The sequence below is a fragment of the Streptomyces europaeiscabiei genome, from assembly GCF_036346855.1.
Taxonomy (GTDB): Bacteria; Actinomycetota; Actinomycetes; order Streptomycetales; family Streptomycetaceae; genus Streptomyces; species Streptomyces europaeiscabiei.
The window spans coordinates 519,872-540,690 of sequence record NZ_CP107841.1 but is presented as its reverse complement, the minus strand read 5'-3'; the positions used below and the strand labels follow the sequence as shown (position 1 = coordinate 540,690).

Below are 20,819 nucleotides of genomic sequence, written 5' to 3'. Positions count from 1 at the left end.
TCCGGCCGACCCCTTCCGCTTCGTCCACGCCGACTGCCCGGTCGTGCCGTTGCGGCCCTACCCGGCGGCAACCCGGCCGTGCGCCGCCCCGCTTCGCCCGCCCGGAACGGCTTGCCGGCCGCCGCCCCGCTTCGCCCGGCCGACGACCGGCCGAGCCGTTCCGCTCGACCCGACGCTGGTCGGTGGCCCTGTTCCGCTTCGGCCGACGGCCCTTCGGCCATCGAGGTGTCACTACGCCCGCACAACCGGACAACCCACACACGCACTCCCGTCACCTCCCGGCCGCGCCCAGACTTGGGGTCGCCTCCAGGCCCCGCACGGGCTCACGAGGTCGACACCCGCCGCGCACCACCCGAAGGGAGCGGCATGCCCACGCCGCCTCGTGTCCCGGGTCGAGCCCTGCCGCCCGCCGGGCACGCCGACCGGACCGTTCCCGAGGGGCGGGGATGATCCCGCCACCCTCGCTCACCCGGTACCGGACCCTGATCGTCGAGGGGCACGAAGGGGCCGGCCGGAACGGGCTGGTCGCCGAACTGGCCCATCTCGGCTTCGACGTCCGGCACATGCCGTCCGCCCTCCACCACCTGGACCCGGCCCTGCCCTACCGCGAACTCCTCGCCGGACCCGGACGGCTGGCCGTCGACGGGAACCTCATCGCGGAACTCGTCCAGGGGCCACTGCGCCGGGGCCGTTCCCGGGTGACCTGGATGCAGGCCCTGGACCTCGCCGACGCCGTGGCAGAACGCGACGGGGCCCTGCTCCACCTGACCACGTCCGAGGTCACGGAGGCCGCCACGGCCTACGCCCGCGTCTTCCACACCCTCGCCCAGCACGTAGCCGTGGTCACCGTCGATGTCGGCGAGTCGGGCGGTCCCGTCCGCGACCCAGTCACTCGGTCGTCACAACTCTCGCAAAATGCAAGGCAGTTGACGATAGGTTAGCGACGACCCCGCGATGTGAGGCAGGAGAGTTCCCATGGCAGACGGCCACCCCACTCCCGATCAGGAAGCCCTGTCGAAGATCGACACCACGGTGCCGCACTCGGCCCGCATCTGGAACTACTGGATGGGCGGCAAGGACAACTACCAGGTCGACCGCGAGGCGGGTGACTCCTACCGAGAGATCGCCCCCAACATCGAGACGATGGCCCGCGCCTCCCGCGTCTACCTCATCCGCACGGTCACCTTCGTGGCCCGAGAGCGCGGAATCCGCCAGTTCCTGGACATCGGCACCGGCCTTCCGACGTACGACAACACCCACCAGGTCGCCCAGAAGGTCGCCCCGGAGTCCCGCATCGTCTACGTCGACAACGACCCGCTGGTACTGCGGCACGCGCAGGCGCTGCTCACCAGCACCCCCGAAGGGGTCACCGACTACGTCGACGCGGACCTGCACGACCCGGACACCATCCTCGAAGCCGCCGGGAAGGTCCTCGACTTCGGCAAGCCGGTGGCCCTGATGCTGATGGGCATCCTCGGCCACATCCAGGACTACGAGGAGGCTCAGGAGATCGTCCGCCGTCTCCAGGCCGCCCTCCCGCCGGGCAGCTACTTCGTCCACTACGACAGCACGGACACCGACGCCGAACTCAAGCGCGCCCAGGACGGCTACGACGACACCGGCGCCGTCCCGTACGTCCTGCGCAGCCCCCGGCAGCTGCGCGCCTACTACGAGGGCCTGGAGCTGCTGGAGCCCGGCATCGTGTCCTGCCCGCTGTGGCGTCCGGAGCCGGGCACGAACCCGGAGCCGACGGACGTGTACGGGGGAGTGGCCCACAAGGCGTAGCGGGCGCGCTCGCCCTCCGCACCAGCCCCGGCACTGCCCGGCGCGGGCGACGCGGGAGCGTGCGGTGCAGGCCGTGTACTCCCGGGCGCTTCGGGTAGGCCCCCCGCATGACGGGCCCCCACGACTTCGACCAACAGCTTCTCGACGCCGTGGAGAACCTGGTGCCGCTGTGGTTCTCGGCCGTCGAGGACGTCACTCCGCGGCTGTCCCCGAGACAGATCCTGGCACTCCGAGCGGTGCGTCGGCGGCCCGAGCTGAATCTGACGGCCCTGGCCGAGCAGCTCGGGGTGGGCCTGCCCACGGCCAGCCGGCTCTGCGACCGGCTCGAAGCGGCCGGCCTGCTCCAGCGGTGCGTCCGCCACGGCGACCGGCGCGAGGTGCGTCTGGTGGTCACGGAGCGCGGACACGGGTTTCTCGCGGACGTCACCGAACGGCTGTCGGGGCATCTCACCGACGCCCTGGCGACGATGTCACCGGCCGAGCGTGCACGGGTCGAGCAGGTACTGCGGATCCTGGGGGGAATCGTCAGCCGGGCCGTGCCGTGATGTGACCGGCGTCGCTGTGTACATGGCAGAGCAGCAGGCACACGTCGTCCTCGTGCTCTTCGTCCAGCAGCGGATGGAGGAGTTGGTCGGCGGAATCCTGGAGATCGTCGTCGAGCGCGGCGGGCGGGAGCGCTTCGAGGGCGGACGCCAACCGGTCGATGCCCGGGTCGATGCCCTGGGCGCGACGTTCCACCAGTCCGTCCGTGTAGAGCGCCAGGGTCGAGCCGGGCGGCAGCGGGACGGTGTGGTCGGCGATCTCCTGATGGAGGGGGATGCCGAGCATCGCGCCGGGCTTGGCGTCCAGGATGCGCACCCGCCCGTCGGGTGCGCGCAGCACCGGCGGCGGATGCCCCGCGGCGGCCCAGGTGAGGGTGGGCTCCCGCGGATGGAACCGGGCGATGACGGCGGTGGCGTACAGGTCGGGCTGTAGATGGTGCAGGAACAGATGGAGACGGGTGAGGAGCTGGCCGGGGGTCTTGCCGTCGACGGCGTACGCGCGCAAAGCGGTCCGCAACTGGCTCATCATCACCGCGGCGCGCAGACCGTGCCCGGTGACGTCGCCGATGACGGTGATCAGACTGCCGTCGGGCTGGCGGAAGGCGTCGTACCAGTCGCCGCCGATGTTCAGGCCCCGGGTGGCCGGCAGATAGCGCGCGGCCAGCCGCAGCCCCGGAGTGGTGGGCAGCTCGGTGAGCAGGGCGCGCTGCAGGGTCTCGGCGATGTCGCGGTTGTGCTCGAAACGCCGGGCGTTCTCCAGGGCGACACCGGCCCGCCGGGCCAGCTCGATCAGCATGAAGGCGTCGTCGGCGTCCCAGCGCTCGTCGTCCGGCGGTGACAGCGTCAGCACGCCCAGGGGCGCGCGCCGGGTCATCAGGGGTACGCACAGCAGCGGCCGGCCGGGGTCGAGCGCCGAGGGCGGCTGGTCGTCGACTCCGGGCAGCCCGCCGGGGTGGTCGGCGGCGTACTGGGGGCGCCCGCGGCGGGCCGCGACGACGGCGGCGGCCGGTCGCGGGCCGCCACGGGCCACGTCGTCCTCCCCGTCGAACAGCCATACGTCGGCGGTGCGGGCGTACCGGGGCACCAGGAGGGTGGGCAGCAGCCGCACGATCGCGTCGGGGTTGAGGGACGCGGTCAGGGCGGCGCTGGCGTCGGCGAGGAAGGTGAGCCGGCCGCGCGCGTTCTCGGCCTCCTCGCGGGCCTTCTGCTCGGCGGCGAAGAGTTCGCGCTGCGCGCGCCCGGCCGCGTCCAGCTCGGCGTGCAGGGCCAGGACCCCCTGGTTGGTCTGGTGGAGTTCCTCGCGGTGGAACGCGACCAGGGCCTCCTGCTCGTCGAGCTTCTCCAGCAGCAGCGCGGCGTCCTCGTCGGCCCCGAACAGGGCTTCCGCGAGCGTCACCGGATCGCCGGGCACATGCTCGCTGTCCGGCAGGCGGCCCTCCTGCGAGCAGGCGACCGTGAGCCGCCAGGGCTGCCGGAACTCGCCCGGCCGCCGGTTCGCCGACGTCACCTCGACCAGGAACCGGCTGCCGCCGGGCCGCGCCGTCGTGGCCCGCGCGGTCAGCAGCCACGCGCCCCCCTTCGTGAGGCACTGCCGCAGCTGCGCGGTGAGCACGGACACCAGCCGCGTCCGGTCGGTCGCGGAGACCCCGTGCGCGGTGGCCAGCCGCGCGGTGGCGATACGGGCCCGAGCGGCGTCGATGACGGAACTGACATGCCAGGTACGGGTCATGGGAGGCGGTCCGGCGGGGAGGGGCTCAGTACGGCGACGGAGGTGTCGTCGCGTACCGGCCGGGCGGGGCTGCTCGCGTCACGCACGATCACGGCGGCGATCACAGCGGGGTCGAGGGAGGTGCTGTGGGCGGCGGGGCCCGGACTCCAGCGGCTGGGCAGGCCGTCACTGTGCAGCACGAGCAGGCAGTCTTCCCCCCAGGCCGCCTCGTGCTGTGGGAGACGGGCGGCCCGGTGGGCGCCGACTATGCCGGGCCGCGACAGCAACGGCTGCCAGGTCGCGCCGGTGCGCAGCCGCGCGCCGATGTTGCCGATGCCGGCGAACAGCAACCTGCCTGCGGCGACGTCGAGCTGGGCGACGGCGACGGCCGCACCCCGGGTGTCGCGCAGCGCGCCCTCCAGCCGGCGCAGCAGGTGCGCGGGAGGCAGCTCGGGCGCGCGGTACAGCTGCTCGACCGCCGCGGAGGAGGCACGGGCCGCCGCCAGCCCGTGGCCCAGGCCGTCGGCGAGCATCAGCGTGGTGAGGCCGTCCTTCTGGACCCACGCCCAGGCGTCGCCGGAGAACTCCGCGCCGGCGAAGGGGACGTTGACGCCTCCGGCGCGCACGGCCGGGGCGGAGGAGGACGCCGGGCCGCCGCGGCGGCCCGGCCGGGCGCCGAGCCGCGCCAGGGCGATGGTGCCCCGGCCGACCGTGCTGTGCAGGTCGAAGTCGTCGGCGACCCGTCGGCAGGTGCCGAGGCCCGCGCCGAGCGAGGACGTCGTCGAGAAACCGTCGCGCAGCGCGCCCGCCACGTCGCGCATCCCCGGCCCGTGGTCGATCGCCACGATCTGCACCATGGGGGCCGCGCCGTCCGGCCGCTCCGGCGCGGGGCGGGAGACGACGTCCAGCAGGATCAGCCCCCCACCGGCGTGCTTGAGCAGATTGGTCGCCAGCTCGGTGGCCACCAGCGCACAGCCGGCGGCGCGTTCCTCGTCCAGCCCGGCCCGCGCAGCCGCGGCCTCGGCGGCCACCCGGGCGTCGCGCACCCGGGTCGAGTCGTGCACCGGAACCTCCCAGACGCGCGGCATCACCGCTCCTCGCGCGGGCGCGGCGCACCCGAAAGCCAGGACGTCACGGTGACCGTGGTGCCCGAGCCGGGGCGACTGTCGATCGCGAAGTCGTGGACCAGCCGCCGGGAGCCGCCCAGCCCCATCCCGAGGCCCTCGCCTGAGGTGTAGCCGTCGACGAGGGCCTGGTCGAGGTCCGGGATACCGGGCCCTTCGTCGCTGAACGACAGCCGCAGCCCCCGCGCGCCGCCCCTGTCGACAGGAGTGCACTCCATCTGGCCGCCGCCGCCGTGGACCAGGGTGTTGCGGGCCAGCTCGCTGGCCGCGGTGACCAGTTTGGTCTGATCGACCAGACCGAAGCCGAGCTGGGCGGCCGCCTGCCGCACATGCTGACGTACCCACACCAGATCGAGGTCCGAGTGGATCGGCAGGCAGGCGGAGATGCCGCCGGCGGTCTGCATCACGGACTCTCCTGGCGGGCGTGGACTCGGTGGGGGAAGGTCGGGTCCGGTTCGCCGAGGAGGCGCAGCGCGTCCTCGGTGCTGAGCGCGGTACGCAGTCCCGGCAGGGTGAGCCCCAGCTCCACCAGCGTGATCGCCACGGCCGGACGCATGCCCGCCACCACCGTTCCGGCGGCGAGCAGACTCGTCTGGGCGGCGATGTCGCCGAGCACCCGGCCCAGGAACGAGTCGACCATCTCCACACCGGAGAGGTCGATGATCACACCCGTGGCGCCGCTGCGCGCGACGGTGGCGCTGATGTCCTGCTGGAGCTGTTCCGCCGCGCCGTCGTGCAGATCGCCCTGGAGTGACACCAGGAGCACGTTGCCGAGCCTGAGTACCGGTACGGGAGCCCCGTACGGGGACGGACCGCCGTACGCGGCGAAGAGATCGCCGCTCACCTGCGCCCCGAACCGGCGCCGTCACGGGACACGATGTCCGTGCCCAGCTTCCGCAGCGCGTAGGCCAGGGCGTCCGCGAGGCTCGTCCGCGTGAGCACCGAGCTGAGGTCGATGCCCAGGTGGACGATGGTCTGCGCGATCGGCGGCCGGATGCCGGAGACGATGCACTCGGCTCCCATCAGCCGCGCCGCCGCCACGGTCTTCATGAGGTGCTGGGCCACCAGTGAGTCGACGGTCGGGACCCCGGTGATGTCCAGGATGGCGAACCGGGCGTGCTGCTCGACGATCGCGTCGAGGAGCCGCTCCATCACCACCTGGCTGCGCGCGCTGTCCAGTGTGCCGATCAGGGGGACGGCGACGATCCCCTCCCACAGGCTGATCACCGGCGTGGCGACCTCCATCAGCTGCAGGCGCTGCCGGTGGATGAGCTCCTCGCCCTCGTTGAGAGCCGTCTCCAGCACCACCAGACGCAGGGTGCCCATCAGGACCGTCAGTGTCGTGGTGCACTCACGCAGGTGCGTGGCCGGCGCGGCGGCGAACTCGGCGACCAGCAGTTCGGTGACGGGCGGCCGCAGCGCGTCCACCTCGGCGGAGATCTGCGTGACGGTGGAACCGGCCCGCGCCCGGGAGGCGGCCGTCCGCGCGAGCTGCTCGCGTACGACATGGAAGCCGCCGGACTCCGCGTCCTCGACGCTGTCCGCGGCGGCCACGGCGGCGAGCGCGTCCACGACCGCCCGGCCCGCCTCCACCGCCTCGTCCCGCGAGTGGGTGAACACGGTGCGAAACAGCGCCGCGTCGGCCCAGCGCTGAGCGATCTGTTCCTGGCGGTTGCGCAGGAACTCCGCCACCTCCTGCGCCGGTGCCAACTGCGGTCCTGCCGTGTCCTGTTCCGGCACGGGTCTCTCCTCACGTCCTGGTGCGCCTCCCCTCTTCGGGAAACGACTGGTGGGCGAACTCATCGGTGGGACCGGCCGGCCTCCCCCCGGCCGAACCAGTCGAGACAGACCACGAGCGCGTCGTCGTCCGCCACGGGTGTGCCACGGTGGCCGGAGAGCTCCCTGAGCACCGCGCCGGGTACATCGGCGGCGGGCAGCAGACGCGTGGCGTTGACCGCGCGGGCCAGGGCCCGTTCCCCGTACGTCTCCCCGCCGGGCGTGGCGACGGAGTACACCCCGTCGCTGACGAAGACGAGCCGGTCTCCCGGTTCGATCGTCAACTCCTGCACGGTGTAGTCCGTTTCCTCGAACATGCCCAGCGGCAGCTGGGCGTCCAGGGCGACCGTGGCGACCGCCCCGTCGCGCAGCAGGAGCATGCGGGGGGAGCCCGCGTCGACGATGGCCAGGCGCCCGGTGGCCAGGTCCAGATCCAGCAGGAGCACCGACAGATGGAGGGCCCCGCCGTACTGGGCGTGGACGGCCTGGTCGGCCAGGGCCGCCTGGTCGGCGATGGGGAGGCCGGCCCGGCGGGCGTTGCGCAGCGCGTTGATGCCCAGATTGGTCAGCAGGGAGGCCTCGATGCCCTCACCCATGCCGTTGGTGATGTACAGCATCAGCCGGTCGGCGTCGGCGGACCAGTCGAAGTTGTCGCCGAAGATGTCGTAGGCGGGCTCCAGTTGGCCGCCGAGCGCGTACTCGGGCCGGGTGGAGGAACGGCCCGGCAGCAGCTGCCACTGCATCTCCGCCGCCAGCGTCAGCCGGCTGGAGCGACGCGCCCGGACGTACACATCGGTGTCCCGCTCCGCGACGACCAACTCGTGCCCCAGCACCACGGCCAGCTCCGCCAGTTCGGCGAGGCGGTCCTCTGCGTGCGCGGCGGACGGCAGCGTCAGACGCAGCACGCCCAGCCGGTCGCCGCGCACGGTGACCGGCAGATGCACCCGCACCCGGCCGTCGCCGCGCTCCTCCACGTACGGCTCCTGTGCCCCGAACGCCCGGCCGGTCGGACCGCCGTGCATCGGCAGCGGTTCCGGCTCGCCGGGGCGCGTGGACACGGGCCGCAGCGCGGTGAGCGAGTAGTCGGCCAGGTAGAGCTCCACCTCCCGCGCCGACCAGTCGTCGTCGCCCAGTACGGCGCGGAGTGCGTCCAGCAGGTGGTGCGGAGCAGCGGAGCGAAGCGCCCGTTCGGCTGCCACGAATCTGTTCACGATGTCGGATACGCCATTCTTTCCACAGCTGACAGTGTTCGAGATGCCTGGAAGAGTGGGCCCGTGACTTCCTCCCCCAACCAGCGGCCGGACGAGGTGGCGCGGGTGACCTCCGAGGCGGCCGAGCTGCTGGAGGTCCTGTGGGGGCGCGCCTCGACGGCTCCGGTGTCCGCCTCCCAGATCCGCGTGCTCTTCATCCTGGAGCACAACGACGGCATCAACCTGCGGATGCTCGCCGACGCCCTCGGCTCCACGCCGCCCTCCACCAGCCGGCTGTGCGACCGTCTGGAAGCCGTGGGCTTCGTGGAACGCCACGCCAGCACGGCCAGCAGGCGCGAGCTGTGTCTGCGGCTGAGCCGACGCGGACAGGCCTTCCTGGTGGACCTGCGTGCCCGCCGTGAACGCGCCCTGCGGTCGGTGCTGGAGCAGATGCCCACCACGAAGCGGACCGCTCTGCTGGAGGGGCTGGAGGCGTTCTGCGCCGCCGCGGCGGCGCAGATCCACGAGGGCGACGCCACCGACGCCCGGAGCGCGTGACCGCGGCCGACCCGGTCCCGGTCCGACAGTCTCATCCCCAGCCCTTCCCACACTCTTGACCCGGCTCACTCTGTTGCTTTCCGGCCATAGTTGTCAAACGGCAACTATTGGCGATGCGTGCACCCGTCGCGCCGACGTTCAGGCCAAGTGGCCCTGCCCGTCGGCGCGTCGACAGCGGCTATTCCTCCGCCCGAGGTTCGTCCGGGTCCCGGGCGACCTGCCCGGAGTCCACGGCGGCCAGCGCCTCGTCCACGCTGTCCACCGTGGCCACGGTCAGGCTGACGCCGGTGAGATCGAGTATTCGCCGCACGGCCGGCGCCGGGGCGATGACGTACACGCCGCCCGGGATCCGCCGCACCTCCTGATACGTCCGCAGGATGATGTTCATGCCGGACGAGTCCATGAAGGGGACGGCCGACACGTCCAACAGGAAATGCCGCCGCCCGTGCCGCAGTTGGTTCGCCAGATGATGCTGCAGCTCGGTCGCCGTGTCGATGTCCAGTTCACCCTCGATCGTGAGCAGCACGGCGTCGTCCCGAGGCAGATCGACCTTGATCGACAGGGGATTCTGGGCAACGGACACAAGAGCCTCCAAGGCGCTACCGATCGGGACGGGTGCCCCGATTCACGGATTCCACGCATCGCCCGGCGATGCGCCCGTGCGCATACCCGCGAATCGTCCGGACACACGGGCCCCGATCAGGCGACTCCCGGTTCCAGGAGCCCTACGCGCAGCCGCTTGATGATCCGGCTGATCAGCCGGGACACATGCATCTGGGACACCCCCAGCTGCTCGGCGATCTGCGACTGGGTCTGCTCCTCCACGAACCGCAGATGGATGATGCGCCGCTCACGGTCGTCGAGTTCGGCGATCAGCGGCGCCAACGAGTTGAAGTCCTCGACGAGTTGCAGCGACGGGTCCTCCTCGCCGATGAGGTCGCCCAGCACGGCGTCGCCGTCCTCGCCGCCGTCGGAGGTGAGCGCCGCGTCGAGCGAGGAGGTGTTGTAGCCGTTGGACGCCTTGCGCGCCTCGACGACCTCCTCCTCGGACAGGGACATCAGCTCGGACAGCTCACGCGTCGTCGGCGTCCGGCCCAGCCGGGACTGCAGTTCGTCGGTCGCGCGGGCCAGCTCCACCCGCGCCTCCTGCAGCCGGCGCGGCACATGCACCGCCCAGCTCGTGTCCCGGAAGAACCGCTTGATCTCGCCGACGATGTACGGCACGGCGAAAGTCGTGAACTCCACCTCGCGGGACAGGTCGAACCGGTCGATGGCCTTGATCAGCCCGATGGTCCCGACCTGGACGATGTCCTCCAGCGAGTCCTCACGGCCGCGGAAGCGCGAGGCCGCGTACCGCACGAGCGACAGATTCATCTCGATGAGCGTGTTGCGCACGTACTGATACGTGTGCGTGCCCTCGTCCAACATGGCCAGCCGGTCGAAGAACTGCCGCGACATCTCCCTTGCGTCCTTCGGCCTGACCTGTGACGGGTCCTCGATCAGCGGGAGGTCCACCCCGTCCGCCATGACCCTCCCCCGTGCCGTGGCCGTTGTACGTGCCGTCACGGCTGCCATGCTGTCCACCCCTCTCGCCCGAAGCCTTGTTGCCATCCCACGCTTGCCCCGCTACTGGCGACTCAGTCCCCCTCGGACGGGAAAGGGACCGTGTCGCTCCCCACTCTGGCCAGAAGTCGCCGTCGGCTCCGGCGGAGGGGATCACCGGGGCCGACGTCCGTCACCGCGAATGCGCGCACTGTTGTTTGTCCACGGAATCGCGGGGCAATCGGAGTTCCACGCCTCCGGATCGGAGGCACGCCGGCGGGAGCGGTCTTCCGCGCACGGGCCTGGTCGCCCATCCACCGTTTCCCGCCGCAAGTCCCTGAAAGCGTCGTTCAGGAGCGATTTCCCATGCTGGTCAATGTGTCCGCAAACGGTTCCGGTACCTCCGTACGTCCTGGCACGACCGACAGGAGGACGCACGACGACGCCCCCGACACCGCCACCGCCTTCGCCCGGCTCGCCTCGATGGACGCGGGGCCCGAACGCGACCATGTACGAGACGAACTCGTCCGGGCCTGGCTGCCCATGGCACACCGCATCGCCGGCCGCTTCCGCAACCGTGGCGAGTCGCTGGAGGATCTGCGCCAGGTCGCCGCGATGGGCCTGGTCAAGGCTGTGGACCGCTACGAACCCGAGCGGGGGGCGTTCGAGAGCTACGCCGTGCCCACCATCACCGGGGAGATCAAGAGGCACTTCCGCGACCGGATGTGGACGCTTCGCGTCCCCCGCAGGGTCCAGGACCTCCGCAACAAGGTACGCGTGGCGCGCCGCGAACTCAGCCAGACCTCCGGCGGTGCCACCGAACCCTCGGTCGCCGACATCGCCGCCCTCGCAGGGCTCACGGAGGACGAGGTCAAAGCCGGGATGGAGGCACTCGACAGCTTCAGCGCCCTGTCGCTGGACGCCGAGATGTCCTCCGGCGACGACGGCTACAGCCTCGCCGACACCCTCGGCGCGCCCGACACCGCGTACGACGTCGTCGTGGACCGGGAGGCGGTCAAGCAGGGCCTGCGCCGACTGCCCGAACGCGAGCGCGCCATCCTCTACATGCGCTTCTTCGAGGACATGACGCAGAACCGCATCGCCGACCGCCTCGGCATCTCCCAGATGCACGTCTCCCGCCTCATCAACCGCAGCTGCGCCCGCGTCCGCGAGGAGGCCCTCGGCCCGGACACGCCTTCTTCCTGAGCCTCTGCCGCCTGACCCGCTGTCAGCTGTCCTCATCGGATCACCCAGGAGCGAAACAGATGCTGATGCCTCACCCCGCGACCCTGCGCAGGCTCGTCGAGGAGTACGAGTCACTCTCGGGCCACGAGGGAGAGCGGAGCGACCCCCAGACAGCGCGCCGCGCGCAGGACCTGGCGTACACGTTGTGCGTGTCCACGGGCACCCGCGACATTCGCCAGGCCCTGCGAAGGGCACGCGGGCAGCTCGCCGCCGCGCAGGCGACCGCGACCGCGGAGCTGTGCGGGAACCGTGTGGGACTCCCCGCGGAACTCGACGGCCATGGTCCGGGCGCGAGCGGGTATGCGGCGCTCCATGAACAGTGATGAGCCGAGCCGTCCCGAGTCGTCGACCCCGCACTCACCATGATGCCGATGGAACGCCACCCGCCCGTGAGCCACGACCCCGCCCCCGTGGAGGAACCGTCCGCCCGGCCGCCGGTCGCGATCACCACCGCGGCGGCGGCCCGCCACTACGTGCGGGCGTTCGTGGGGGAGCGGTGGCGTTCACCGGCCGGACCGCCGACCGAGCAGTCGATGATCGATCTCATTCTCGTCGTGTCCGAACTGGTCACGAACGCGGTCCGGCACGGCGGCGGCATCGCCGCATTCGACGTCGCCCTCACCCCGGAGGGCGTGCGGCTGAACGTGCGGGACCACAGCGCCGCCGTGCCCGTGAGCCTCCACGGGCACGGCGTACTGCCGCGCGCCCACCAGGCCAACGGATACGGATGGCCGCTGATCAACAGGCTGTCCAGTGAGGTCGACGTCCAGCGCCGCGCGGCCGGCGGCAAGACGATCAGCGTGCTGGTGCCGCTGACCTGACGCCTCGCCCCGAACCTCACCAGGGCAGGAAGACGTGGACTTCCTTGCCGTGGTCGTGCGTCACCACACTCACCTCGTCGCACAGCGTGTGGATCAGATACCAGCCGATCCCGCCGGCGCCCTTGCTGGGACTGAAGGGGCGCGGCGCCGGCGACGTCGTGCTCGAGTCCCCCAGCGTCACATGGACCCCGTCGAGGGTGCGGCGCATCGTCAGCTCGAAGCGCCCGGGAGCGTACTGCACAGCGTTGGCGGCCAGTTCCGTCACCACCAGCAGGACGTCGTCCCAGTGCTCGACGGCCGCCGGCGGTGAGGTGCGCGCGAGGATGCCCAGGAACCCCTCGGCGGCCGTGCGGGCCCCTGTCACGTCGCCGAGCTCTCCGTCGAAGGCGGCGTGGCTGTCGTAGATCTCCTCGGAAGGCAGTTTGTCGTCCCTACGTGGCTCTGTTGCCAACTCGTCTTCCCCCGCTCGGCTTCTTGAGGCGGACGCGATGTCGCGTTCTCCTCCGACGCTCGTGTTTCCCGTGCGCGGAGCGGCTACGCGTGCGAAAGCGTAGGGATGTGTGGGGCCTTGGGAAAGAGAGTGGCCCTTCGGTGCCCCTGGTCGGCGTCGGCGCACTACCGCTCACCCGCCTCACCGCCCTCGGCAGGCGTCCGCAGGACCAGCAGGGCCACGTCGTCGTCGTTGTCGACGGGGCGGGCGCGCTCCAGCAGCAGGTCGCAGAACACATGCAGGGGCCGGTGGGCGAGCGCCGCCGCATGCTGGCGCAGCCGGGCCAGGCCCCGGTCGAGCGTCTGCCCCGGCGACTCGATCAGACCGTCCGTGTACAGCACGAGCGTGGACAGCGCAGGGAGCGGGGTGAGCGTGTCGGTGCGCGCCCGTATCAGGCCCGTGCCGAGCAGATGGTCGTGCTCCTCGTCCAGGAACCGGGACCGGCCGTCATGGGTGATCAGCAGCGGCGGCGGATGCCCGGCGTTGGTCCACCGCAGCGTCCACCCCTCGTCGCTCCGCTCGACCCGGCCGAAGATCAGGGTCGCCATGGACGCCTCGGCCACGTTCACCACGGCCTGGTCCAGCCTCTCCACGATCGCGCTCGGCGGCTCCTCCAGGGCCCAGGCGTAGGCCCGGAGCATGTTGCGGACCTGCGCCATCCCCGCCGCCGCGTCGATGTTGTGCCCGACGACATCCCCGATGGCCACGGCCGTGGCCCCGTCGGACAGCGAGAACACGTCGTACCAGTCGCCGCCGACCTGCGAGGACTCCGACGCCGACTCGTAGCGTGCCGCCATCCGCAGACCCGGCACCTCCGGCATCTGGGGCAGCAGATGGCGCTGCATGGTCTCCGCGATGTGCCGCTGACGCTGGTACAGGCGCGCGTTCTCCAACGCCAGCCCGGCCCGGCGGGCGATGTCCTCCAGCAGGGACAGCTCGGAGTCGGTGAAGGCCCCCGGCCGGTCACTGAGGCCCAGCGTGAGGGCGCCGAGCACCGCACGCGGCCCGCGGATGGGCGCGATCGCCGCCGAGCGCAGACCCGTCACCTGGAACAGCTTCTGCTGCGCGACCGCGATCCCCGAATCGGGCGGCCCCTGGTAGGTCTCCGGCCCGGCCAGTGCGGACGCCGCCCCGCGCAAGGCCCGGGACAGCGGCATGAACGACTCCTCGTGCACCGGCGGCAGCGGGCCCTCCAGCTCCTCGCGCCGCACCACGACACCGTCGTGGTGGGTCGCCACCGTGGTTCGCCAGACGTCGTCGCTCTCGGTGATCAGGTCCACGATGGCCCAGTCCGCCAGCCGCGGCACGACCAGCCGGATCAGTCGTGCGACCGCCTCGTCGGAGTCCAGCGTCGAGGTCAGCCGGGTCGTCGTCTCCGCGAGCAGTGCCAGCCGGTCCAGCTGCGACAGCGTCGGCGACTCGGTGGCCGGGGGGAGCACCTCGTTCCCCGAGCCGCTCGCGTAGAAGAGGATGGCCGCGCCGGTCGCGCCGTCCTCGAGCCGGCACGGTGTGACCAGCCAGGTCACCGGCAGCAGCGTGGCGTCGCCGCGCCGGAACCACTCACGGTCCCCGCCGCCCGTACGGCCGCTGAGGAACGCCTGCATCATCGCGCACGACGCCCGGGGCACCGTCTGCCCGAGGTGGTCGCGGTGCAGCAGTTCGTGGGCGTCGCGACCGACGAGTTCGTCGGCCGTGCGGCCGAGCAGCTCCTCCGAGCGGGCGTTCACCGAGACGATGGAGCCGTTGTCGTCCACCACGTACATGCCGGCGTGCAGGAGATCGGGCAGCCCGTCCGGTGACCGCCCAGCCGGGACAACCGGCTGCCGATCGAGGTGGTCCGGACTCCACGCGCTCATGTTCGGGCTCCTCCTGCTCCGGTCGCGGACGGGACTGTAGTACGCCACGGCGGGCCCGTGCGGCCTACGTGCATCACGCAGTACCCCGGTCCCCGGTGACCTACGCCCCAAAGGTGCCCGACAGCAGCTCGGAGCCCGTCCCACGAACCACGCAGCGTCGCGAACGCCGTAGCCGGACCACCCCCGCCCACGGACGCGCACACGCCGGGCCTGAGGACGCCGACCTCACGCCTGGGTGTGCCGGACGCACGCCGTGACGACCTCGCGCAGGCTCCCCGTCCGCTCCATCACCTCGCGCTGCACCCGGGCCCCGTTGCCACGCCCCATCAGCTCCGCGACGGCCGCACGGGCCAGGTCGGCGTCGCCGGCCTCCACGAGGGCCTCCTCGACGTGGTCCAGCAGTGCGTGGATCACCTCGACGGCGGGCCGGGGCCGCATCGTGGCGGGGTCCAGGAGGTTCTCCGACATACCGGAGCGGGCGGCCCGCCAGGTGGCCAGCCGCAGGAGTCCCGCGCTGTGTGCGAGCGGCTCCAGACCCGCCCGCCACTCACGGGCCGCGGTCTCCACGAGCCCCCGGGCGAGGGTGGCGACGAGGACGGCGGTGTCGGGGTGCAGACAGACGTCCGCGACCCGGATCTCGACGGTCGGATACCGATGGGACAGGCGCGCGTCGAAGTAGATCATGCCCTCGTCGTGCACGACCTCCGTGGCGATCAGGTTCGAGACGCACTGGTGGTACCGCTCCGCCGAACCGAAGACGTCCGTCGGCCCGGCCATCGGCCACATGTCCCACACCTGGCTGCGGTAGCTGGCGTACCGGCTGTCCTGGCCCTGCCAGAAGGGAGAGTTCGCGCTCAGGGCCCTCAGGATCGACAGCCACGGCCGCACACGGTCCAGGACGGCGACGCCCTCCTCGTCGGACTCGACGGACACATGGACATGGCAGCCGCAGACCAGCTGCACCTGTGTGGGCAGGCCGAACTCACGCGCCATCCACAGATACCTGCTGTTCATGGTGATCGTCGGGCTCACCGGCAACGGCGACGAGGCCAGCGCGACGACCGCGCTGCCGAGTCCCTCCGCATGGCGCGCCGCGTCCCTGCGGCAGCGGATGATCTCGGCCCCGAGTTCGGCCATCGAGGACTGCGGGTGCGTGGCGAACTCCACCTGCTCGTCGTGGAGCTCCTTCTCGAACACGCCCTGGCCGGTGCCCTCCCGCGCGGCCCGCGCGAGCACCGCCGCGGCCCGCGCCTGCGGCTCGCCACTCTCGGGGTCGACCAGGAGGAGTTCCTCTTCCACTCCGACGGTACGCACGTCATCCGGCCCCTTCGCGGTAGATGTGACAGCCGTGTGCCCTCGGACGACGCCGGGACACCTCAGCGGTCGGCGCGCGGGCCGGAACCGTGCACGCGGCGACGGACCGGGTACCCGGGCGGTACCGTCGACGAGGACTGCAACCCGATCGGCTACGTCGGAGCCTGTCCGGACAACGCGCTGCGCCTCGCGACGTGCGTCCAGGACGCGGAGCGGGAGAAGGACACCGCGGTGGCCGAGCTGCATCGCAAGGCGCGGGCCGGCAGCCGCAAGGGCGCAGACCTGGGCGAGCAGCCCCTGCACCGACGGCTGAGCGACTGACCGCCGGGCCCGGGCCGCCCGCGGTTCGGGACACCATCGGACTCTCCGTTCCCGGCACAGCGCCATTGTGGGCACGGCCGAGGCCGTCGCGCGAACCGGCTGGAGCGGAAGCGCCGGAGCGGGGTGTCCGACCACCGCGGACCGGAAGAGACGCCGAAATGCACCGGACAGACTCCGCCGAGGGACCGCCGAGGCACCGAACGACGCCGGGAAACGACAAAGGCAAGGAGCTCGACCACTCCTTGCCACTCTCAACTTATAGCGCACCGGGGGGCTTGCGGCAAGACCCCGCCCGTGGCGCACAATCGCCGACCGAAGCGAGAGTCACCGAAGCGGGAATCCGCGTACATGGGGGTTGTGATGATCGACGTCATCGTCGTCGGCGGCGGGCCGACCGGGCTGATGCTGGCGAGCGAGCTGCGGCTGGCCGGGGTGCGAACGGTCGTACTGGAGAAGCTGACCGCGCCGACCGGGGAGTCCCGCGGGCAGGGCCTGCACGCGCGCAGCGTCGAGATCATGGACCAGCGAGGCCTGCTGGACCGCTTCCTCGCGGTCAGTGAGAAGTTCCGGGTCGGAGGTCTCTTCGGCGGCGTCATGAAGCCCTGGCCGGACACGCTGGACACGGCTCACGCGTACGGCGTCGCCACCCCGCAGCCGGTCACCGAACGCCTGCTCCACGAGCGCGCCGTCGAACTCGGCGCCGACATCCGGAGCGGCAGCGAACTGGTCGGGCTGAGCCAGGACGAGAGCGGTGTGACCGCCGAGCTGGCGGACGGCACGCGGCTGCGCGCCCGCCATCTCGTCGGCTGCGACGGCGGTCGCAGTACGGTGCGCAAGCTCCTGGGCGTCGCCTTTCCCGGGGAGCCCGCCACGGTCGAGACGCTGCTGGGCGAGATGGAGGCGACCGAGGCCCCGGCGACGATCGCCGCTGTCGTCGAGGAGGTCCGCAAGACCCAACTGCGGTTCGGTCTCGCCCCTCTCGGCGACGGGAACTACCGCGTCCTCGTACCGGCCGAGGGCGTGTCCGAGGACCGTACGACCCCACCGACCCTCGACGAGTTCAGGCAGCAGCTGCGGGCCTGCGCGGGCACCGACTTCGGGGTGCACTCACCGCGCTGGCTGTCCCGGTTCGGGGACGCCACCCGGCAGGCCGAGCGCTACCGGGTCGGTCGGGTGCTGCTGGCCGGCGACGCGGCGCACACCCACCCGCCGACCGGCGGACAGGGGCTCAACCTCGGTGTGCAGGACGCGTTCAACCTCGGCTGGAAACTGGCCGCCGCGATCAACGGCTGGGCGCCGGAGGGGCTGTTGGACAGCTACCACGCCGAGCGGCACCCGGTGGCCGCCCGCGTGCTGGTCAACACCCGCGCGCAGATCACCCTGCTGGGGTCCGATCCGGGTCCGACCGCGCTGCGGGAGCTGTTCTCGAAGCTGATGGACTTCGAGGAGGTGAACCGGTACGTGACCGGGATGATCACAGCGGTCGACGTCCGCTACGACTTCGGCGAGGGCCACGACCTGCTCGGCCGGCGCATGCGGGACGTGCAGCTGAAGCAGGGGCGTCTCTACGAGCTGATGCACGAGGGCCGAGGCCTCCTGCTCGACCCGGCCGGCCGGCTCTCGGTGGACGGCTGGGCGGACCGGGTCGACCACGTCGTCGACACCGCCGAGGACCTGGACGTGCCCGCGGTGCTGCTGCGCCCCGACGGCCACGTGGCCTGGGCGGGTGAGGACCAGCGGGAACTGCTCGGCGGGCTCGCCCGGTGGTTCGGGGCGGCCGCCGGCTGAGCGCGGTCCCACGGGGGAGGCGTGGCCGCTTCTGGCGCGGACGGTTGTCGGGACCGGCCCGCACGGCGCAGGATGCTGCGATGACCTCGCCTCCCGCAGTACGCCCGTACCGCCCCGGGGACCACGACGCCCTCCACGAGATCTGCGTCCGTACCGCCCACAACGGCGGCGACAGCCGCCCCGTCTACACGGACCCGGACGTCTTCCCGGCGACCTTCGCCACCCCGTACGCCCACCTGGAACCGGAACTGACCTTCGTACTGGACGACGGCCACGGGCAAGCGGTCGGCTACATCCTCGGCACCGCGAACACCCCCGCCTTCGTCGAGGACTTCCGCGAGAAGTGGCTCCCCCTGGTCGCGGACCGCTTCCCGGCGCCCCTCGGCCCTCCGGCCACCCCCGACGAGGCGATCATCCAGCTCCTGCACCACCCCGAACGCATGCTCCGCCCCGAAGTCGTCCCGTATCCGGCCCACTTGCACATCGATCTCCTCCCCGCCTGGCAGGGCCGGGGCCACGGCCGAGCCCTGATGCACACCTTCCTGCGGGCCCTGCACACCGGAGGAGTCCCGGCAGTCCACCTCTCCATGGTCACCACCAACACGCCGGCCCGTGCCTTCTACGACCGCCTGGGCTTCCACGAGATCGAGGTCCCGGACCCAGGCCCGGTCACTTACCTGGGGCGCACGACGAAGGACCACGACACTTCCCCGGCCGTGACGCGCCCCTGACGTCTCCCACCTGGAATTCACCGGACGGCGGCCAGAACATGGCTGGGCCCCACCTGCCAGACCGCTCCGACGTGCTCGAAGCCCGCGTCACGCAACAGTGCGACGTGGCCGGACAGGGTCAGATCGTTGCCCTCGCAGTGGGGGCGGCCACCGTCGTCCCTTCGTGAGAGGAGGGGGGCCAGTTCCGGGTCGGTGGCCGCGCTCGACCACCAGGACTCCCAGTCCTCGGTGAGGGACGCGGCGCTCCGGGCGGCTCGGCGGCGTCCGATGTCGATCGCCAGCTCGGACACCTTCGTGGAGTCCGGGCTGATGTGGTCGCCGTTGACAAGGATGCCGCCGGGGCGCAGCAGCCCGGCGAGTTCCCGGTAGACCCGTCGCAGGGTGCCCGTGCCCAGGTAGTGCAGGGCGGTGGTCGACACCACCGCGTCCGCGGGGCGTGCCAGGGCGAGCGTGTCGAGCCAGCCGGGCGCGCCGATCAGGGTCCTGACGTACCGCAGTGCGCTGCCGTAGTGGGCGCTGCCGAGTTCCAGGAGGAGCGGGTCCGCGTCCACGGCGAGCACCTCGGCCGTGGGCAGACGGCCGGCGAGCCGCGCCGCCAGGCATCCGGGGCCGCTGCCCAGGTCGACGACGAGGGGTGCGGGGCAGTCGCGCGTCACATGCTCGACCAGGTCCGCGATGACCTCGAACCGCTCCTCGCGGTCGACCGCGTACCGCTGCTGCTGACGTTCCCAGCGCTCCACCCATCGCGCCGCCGTCGCCGTGCTCACATCCATGCCGGTCGCACTGCCTCCGTGTCGTCACGCCTCTGCTAATGGAAATCATTGCAGAGAAGCGAGAGTGGAGAGCAACTGGTCGATCTCCTGTGGGGTGTTGTGCACATGCAGACTCGCCCGCACCGCGCCGTCCTCCGCACCACGGCCCGCCTGGCAGTGGCCGTCCGTCCGCACCATGAACCCGTGGCTGAAGAGGATGAATCCGAGGTCCCGTGAACCGATCTCGCGGTGCCGGAAGGTGACGAGACTCCGGCGCCGCTGCACCTCGGTGCCGGCCGCGAGACTCGATCGGCAGCCCAGCACCTCATAGGCGTCCATCCGGGCCAGGCCGTCCGTGAGCCGGGAGGTCAGCGCCACCGTCCAGCGCTCGATCCGGTCGGTTCCGGCGGCGTCCAGCCAGTCGAGCGCCGCCGTCAGGGAGACGATGCCGACCGTGTTGGGAGTGCCGCTCCACCCGCCGGGGCGGAAGGCCGGTCCACGCCGGTTCCGGGACCACACGGCACCGGAACCCGGCAGGGCCATCGCCTTGTGGCCGGAGAACACCACGAAGTCGACGTCGAGACCGGCCGTCGAGACCGGCAGATGGCCGATGCCCTGCGCGGAGTCCAGACAGATCGGCACCTCCGGCCCGACCACCTGCCGTATGCGGTGCACGTTCATGTCAACGCCGTAGACGTGATGGACATGGGTGGCGGCCACGAAACGGGTGCGGGGGCCGACGATCGCGGCGAGCGCCCCCGGATCGTAGTCGCCCGAACTCTCCTGGTACGGCAGAGACCGGACGCGGACCCGCACGCCCCGGCGGGCCAGCAGCTCCTGTGCCTCCAGCCACGGGGAAAGGTTCGCCTGGTGGTCGGCGAAGGGGACGACGATCTCGTCCCCGTCGGCGAGGAGCGCGGGCAGCCAGTCCCGGGCGATGCTCCGCAGCCCCTCGGTGGTCCCACCGGTGAAGTGGACCGACGACCGCCGCGGGTCCGGGTCGTCCAGGAACTCCTTGATCCGGCCGCGGGCGTTCTCCACCAGCGCCGTCGTGGTGTTGGCCCAGGGATACGAGCCCCGACCGGCGTTGGCGTTCGAGGTGGTCAGATACGTCTGTACGGCGTCCAGGACGGGCTGCGGCTTCTGGCTGGTGGCCGCACTGTCCAGGTAGGCGAGGTCCGGATGCCCGACGACGATCGGGAACTGGGCGCGCAACGACCGCTGCCACCCCGCAAGTTCCACCAGTTCCGTCGGCCGTGCGACGGGATCCGTCATG

General features: G+C 71.8%; 23 protein-coding genes. 10 read left to right on the top strand and 13 right to left on the bottom strand.

Features of this window, described 5'->3' with window-relative positions; genetic code table 11:
• The first annotated feature begins 446 nt into the window (after window positions 1-446).
• The 3 genes from OG858_RS02565 to OG858_RS02555 all read left to right on the top strand — a co-directional run bounded on the left by OG858_RS02565 (window position 447) and on the right by OG858_RS02555 (window position 2,330).
• Entirely contained in the window at window positions 447-941 is a 495-nt protein-coding gene (locus OG858_RS02565) for a hypothetical protein (RefSeq protein WP_319315197.1), read from the top strand.
• A 34-nt stretch (window positions 942-975) separates the two neighbouring features.
• The gene (locus OG858_RS02560) at window positions 976-1,785 is read left to right on the top strand and encodes an SAM-dependent methyltransferase (protein ID WP_086750347.1); all 810 of its coding nucleotides are present in this window, start codon (window positions 976-978) and stop codon (window positions 1,783-1,785) included.
• A gap of 107 nt (window positions 1,786-1,892) precedes the next feature.
• Window positions 1,893-2,330: a MarR family winged helix-turn-helix transcriptional regulator gene (locus OG858_RS02555; protein ID WP_086750348.1), complete on the top strand. Its 438-nt coding sequence runs from the start codon at window positions 1,893-1,895 to the stop codon at window positions 2,328-2,330.
• On the opposite strand, the gene OG858_RS02550 is transcribed toward OG858_RS02555, so the two are convergent.
• From OG858_RS02550 to OG858_RS02525, 6 genes are read right to left on the bottom strand one after another with little or no spacing between them, the layout of a single operon-like run.
• Window positions 2,311-4,056, bottom strand: a complete 1,746-nt coding sequence (locus OG858_RS02550) for a PP2C family protein-serine/threonine phosphatase (protein ID WP_327723213.1) — start codon at window positions 4,054-4,056, stop codon at window positions 2,311-2,313. The genes OG858_RS02555 and OG858_RS02550 overlap by 20 nt on opposite strands.
• A complete protein-coding gene (locus OG858_RS02545; protein WP_319315190.1) occupies window positions 4,053-5,123 on the bottom strand; it encodes an ATP-binding SpoIIE family protein phosphatase in 1,071 nt (356 codons plus the stop codon). The genes OG858_RS02550 and OG858_RS02545 overlap by 4 nt, the downstream gene beginning before the upstream one ends.
• Window positions 5,123-5,563, bottom strand: a complete 441-nt coding sequence (locus tag OG858_RS02540; protein WP_086750351.1) for an anti-sigma regulatory factor — start codon at window positions 5,561-5,563, stop codon at window positions 5,123-5,125. The genes OG858_RS02545 and OG858_RS02540 overlap by 1 nt, the downstream gene beginning before the upstream one ends.
• Window positions 5,563-6,003, bottom strand: a complete 441-nt coding sequence (locus tag OG858_RS02535) for an STAS domain-containing protein (protein WP_086750352.1) — start codon at window positions 6,001-6,003, stop codon at window positions 5,563-5,565. The genes OG858_RS02540 and OG858_RS02535 overlap by 1 nt, the downstream gene beginning before the upstream one ends.
• On the bottom strand, window positions 6,000-6,899 hold the full coding sequence (locus OG858_RS02530; protein ID WP_319066210.1) for an STAS domain-containing protein: 900 nt from the start codon (window positions 6,897-6,899) through the stop codon (window positions 6,000-6,002). The genes OG858_RS02535 and OG858_RS02530 overlap by 4 nt, the downstream gene beginning before the upstream one ends.
• A 59-nt stretch (window positions 6,900-6,958) precedes the next feature.
• A complete protein-coding gene (locus OG858_RS02525; RefSeq protein WP_086752025.1) occupies window positions 6,959-8,146 on the bottom strand; it encodes a PP2C family protein-serine/threonine phosphatase in 1,188 nt (395 codons plus the stop codon).
• 63 nt (window positions 8,147-8,209) lie between these two features.
• On the opposite strand from OG858_RS02525, the gene OG858_RS02520 reads away from it, so the two are divergent.
• Window positions 8,210-8,683 carry a MarR family winged helix-turn-helix transcriptional regulator gene (locus OG858_RS02520; RefSeq protein ID WP_234441059.1) on the top strand — a complete coding sequence of 158 codons (474 nt, stop codon included), beginning with the start codon at window positions 8,210-8,212 and terminating at the stop codon, window positions 8,681-8,683.
• 178 nt (window positions 8,684-8,861) lie between these two features.
• Here the strand turns inward: OG858_RS02520 and OG858_RS02515 are convergent, their stop codons facing one another.
• On the bottom strand, window positions 8,862-9,266 hold the full coding sequence (locus OG858_RS02515; protein WP_086753714.1) for an STAS domain-containing protein: 405 nt from the start codon (window positions 9,264-9,266) through the stop codon (window positions 8,862-8,864).
• Between the two features lie 116 nt (window positions 9,267-9,382).
• A complete protein-coding gene (locus OG858_RS02510) occupies window positions 9,383-10,210 on the bottom strand; it encodes an RNA polymerase sigma factor SigF (protein ID WP_086753716.1) in 828 nt (275 codons plus the stop codon).
• Between the two features lie 381 nt (window positions 10,211-10,591).
• Here OG858_RS02510 and OG858_RS02505 point away from each other — a divergent pair, with 381 nt between their 5' ends.
• From OG858_RS02505 to OG858_RS02495, 3 genes are read left to right on the top strand one after another with little or no spacing between them, the layout of a single operon-like run.
• Window positions 10,592-11,431 carry a SigB/SigF/SigG family RNA polymerase sigma factor gene (locus OG858_RS02505; protein WP_086753718.1) on the top strand — a complete coding sequence of 280 codons (840 nt, stop codon included), beginning with the start codon at window positions 10,592-10,594 and terminating at the stop codon, window positions 11,429-11,431.
• A 59-nt stretch (window positions 11,432-11,490) separates the two neighbouring features.
• Window positions 11,491-11,793 (top strand): DUF5133 domain-containing protein, encoded by a 303-nt coding sequence (locus OG858_RS02500; RefSeq protein ID WP_086753720.1) that lies wholly within the window; start codon window positions 11,491-11,493, stop codon window positions 11,791-11,793.
• Window positions 11,794-11,841: 48 nt separating this feature from the next.
• Entirely contained in the window at window positions 11,842-12,291 is a 450-nt protein-coding gene (locus tag OG858_RS02495) for an ATP-binding protein (RefSeq protein WP_319066213.1), read from the top strand.
• A gap of 16 nt (window positions 12,292-12,307) precedes the next feature.
• Here the strand turns inward: OG858_RS02495 and OG858_RS02490 are convergent, their stop codons facing one another.
• From OG858_RS02490 to OG858_RS02480, 3 genes are all read right to left on the bottom strand, one after another.
• A complete protein-coding gene (locus OG858_RS02490; RefSeq protein WP_086753729.1) occupies window positions 12,308-12,742 on the bottom strand; it encodes an ATP-binding protein in 435 nt (144 codons plus the stop codon).
• 164 nt (window positions 12,743-12,906) lie between these two features.
• The gene (locus tag OG858_RS02485) at window positions 12,907-14,637 is read right to left on the bottom strand and encodes a SpoIIE family protein phosphatase (protein ID WP_319265202.1); all 1,731 of its coding nucleotides are present in this window, start codon (window positions 14,635-14,637) and stop codon (window positions 12,907-12,909) included.
• 225 nt (window positions 14,638-14,862) lie between these two features.
• Window positions 14,863-15,951: a glutamate--cysteine ligase 2 gene (locus OG858_RS02480; RefSeq protein WP_086751991.1), complete on the bottom strand. Its 1,089-nt coding sequence runs from the start codon at window positions 15,949-15,951 to the stop codon at window positions 14,863-14,865.
• Window positions 15,952-15,987: 36 nt separating this feature from the next.
• On the opposite strand from OG858_RS02480, the gene OG858_RS02475 reads away from it, so the two are divergent.
• The 3 genes from OG858_RS02475 (at window position 15,988) to OG858_RS02465 (ending at window position 18,791) form a co-directional block, all read left to right on the top strand.
• On the top strand, window positions 15,988-16,272 hold the full coding sequence (locus tag OG858_RS02475) for a hypothetical protein (protein WP_328545175.1): 285 nt from the start codon (window positions 15,988-15,990) through the stop codon (window positions 16,270-16,272).
• 360 nt (window positions 16,273-16,632) lie between these two features.
• Window positions 16,633-18,060, top strand: coding sequence for a rifampin monooxygenase (gene rox, locus OG858_RS02470; protein WP_328545176.1), 1,428 nt, complete (start codon window positions 16,633-16,635; stop codon window positions 18,058-18,060).
• Between the two features lie 80 nt (window positions 18,061-18,140).
• The gene (locus OG858_RS02465) at window positions 18,141-18,791 is read left to right on the top strand and encodes a GNAT family N-acetyltransferase (protein WP_086751985.1); all 651 of its coding nucleotides are present in this window, start codon (window positions 18,141-18,143) and stop codon (window positions 18,789-18,791) included.
• A gap of 17 nt (window positions 18,792-18,808) precedes the next feature.
• Here the strand turns inward: OG858_RS02465 and OG858_RS02460 are convergent, their stop codons facing one another.
• Window positions 18,809-19,564 (bottom strand): class I SAM-dependent methyltransferase, encoded by a 756-nt coding sequence (locus OG858_RS02460; RefSeq protein ID WP_328545177.1) that lies wholly within the window; start codon window positions 19,562-19,564, stop codon window positions 18,809-18,811.
• A gap of 45 nt (window positions 19,565-19,609) precedes the next feature.
• Window positions 19,610-20,818, bottom strand: a complete 1,209-nt coding sequence (locus OG858_RS02455) for an aminotransferase class V-fold PLP-dependent enzyme (protein WP_328545178.1) — start codon at window positions 20,816-20,818, stop codon at window positions 19,610-19,612.
• Between the last annotated feature and the right edge of the window lies 1 nt (window position 20,819).

What these genes read in the sequence shown, in the direction of transcription:
- OG858_RS02565 (WP_319315197.1), top strand. Translation starts at nt 447, where the DNA reads ATGATCCCGCCACCCTCGCTCACCCGGTACCGGACCCTGATCGTCGAG.
- OG858_RS02560 (WP_086750347.1), top strand. Translation starts at nt 976, where the DNA reads ATGGCAGACGGCCACCCCACTCCCGATCAGGAAGCCCTGTCGAAGATC.
- OG858_RS02555 (WP_086750348.1), top strand. Translation starts at nt 1,893, where the DNA reads ATGACGGGCCCCCACGACTTCGACCAACAGCTTCTCGACGCCGTGGAG.
- OG858_RS02550 (WP_327723213.1), bottom strand. Translation starts at nt 4,056, where the DNA reads ATGACCCGTACCTGGCATGTCAGTTCCGTCATCGACGCCGCTCGGGCC.
- OG858_RS02545 (WP_319315190.1), bottom strand. Translation starts at nt 5,123, where the DNA reads ATGCCGCGCGTCTGGGAGGTTCCGGTGCACGACTCGACCCGGGTGCGC.
- OG858_RS02540 (WP_086750351.1), bottom strand. Translation starts at nt 5,563, where the DNA reads ATGCAGACCGCCGGCGGCATCTCCGCCTGCCTGCCGATCCACTCGGAC.
- OG858_RS02510 (WP_086753716.1), bottom strand. Translation starts at nt 10,210, where the DNA reads ATGGCGGACGGGGTGGACCTCCCGCTGATCGAGGACCCGTCACAGGTC.
- OG858_RS02505 (WP_086753718.1), top strand. Translation starts at nt 10,592, where the DNA reads ATGCTGGTCAATGTGTCCGCAAACGGTTCCGGTACCTCCGTACGTCCT.
- OG858_RS02500 (WP_086753720.1), top strand. Translation starts at nt 11,491, where the DNA reads ATGCTGATGCCTCACCCCGCGACCCTGCGCAGGCTCGTCGAGGAGTAC.
- OG858_RS02495 (WP_319066213.1), top strand. Translation starts at nt 11,842, where the DNA reads ATGGAACGCCACCCGCCCGTGAGCCACGACCCCGCCCCCGTGGAGGAA.
- OG858_RS02485 (WP_319265202.1), bottom strand. Translation starts at nt 14,637, where the DNA reads ATGAGCGCGTGGAGTCCGGACCACCTCGATCGGCAGCCGGTTGTCCCG.
- rox (WP_328545176.1), top strand. Translation starts at nt 16,633, where the DNA reads ATGATCGACGTCATCGTCGTCGGCGGCGGGCCGACCGGGCTGATGCTG.
- OG858_RS02465 (WP_086751985.1), top strand. Translation starts at nt 18,141, where the DNA reads ATGACCTCGCCTCCCGCAGTACGCCCGTACCGCCCCGGGGACCACGAC.
- OG858_RS02460 (WP_328545177.1), bottom strand. Translation starts at nt 19,564, where the DNA reads ATGGATGTGAGCACGGCGACGGCGGCGCGATGGGTGGAGCGCTGGGAA.
- OG858_RS02455 (WP_328545178.1), bottom strand. Translation starts at nt 20,818, where the DNA reads ATGACGGATCCCGTCGCACGGCCGACGGAACTGGTGGAACTTGCGGGG.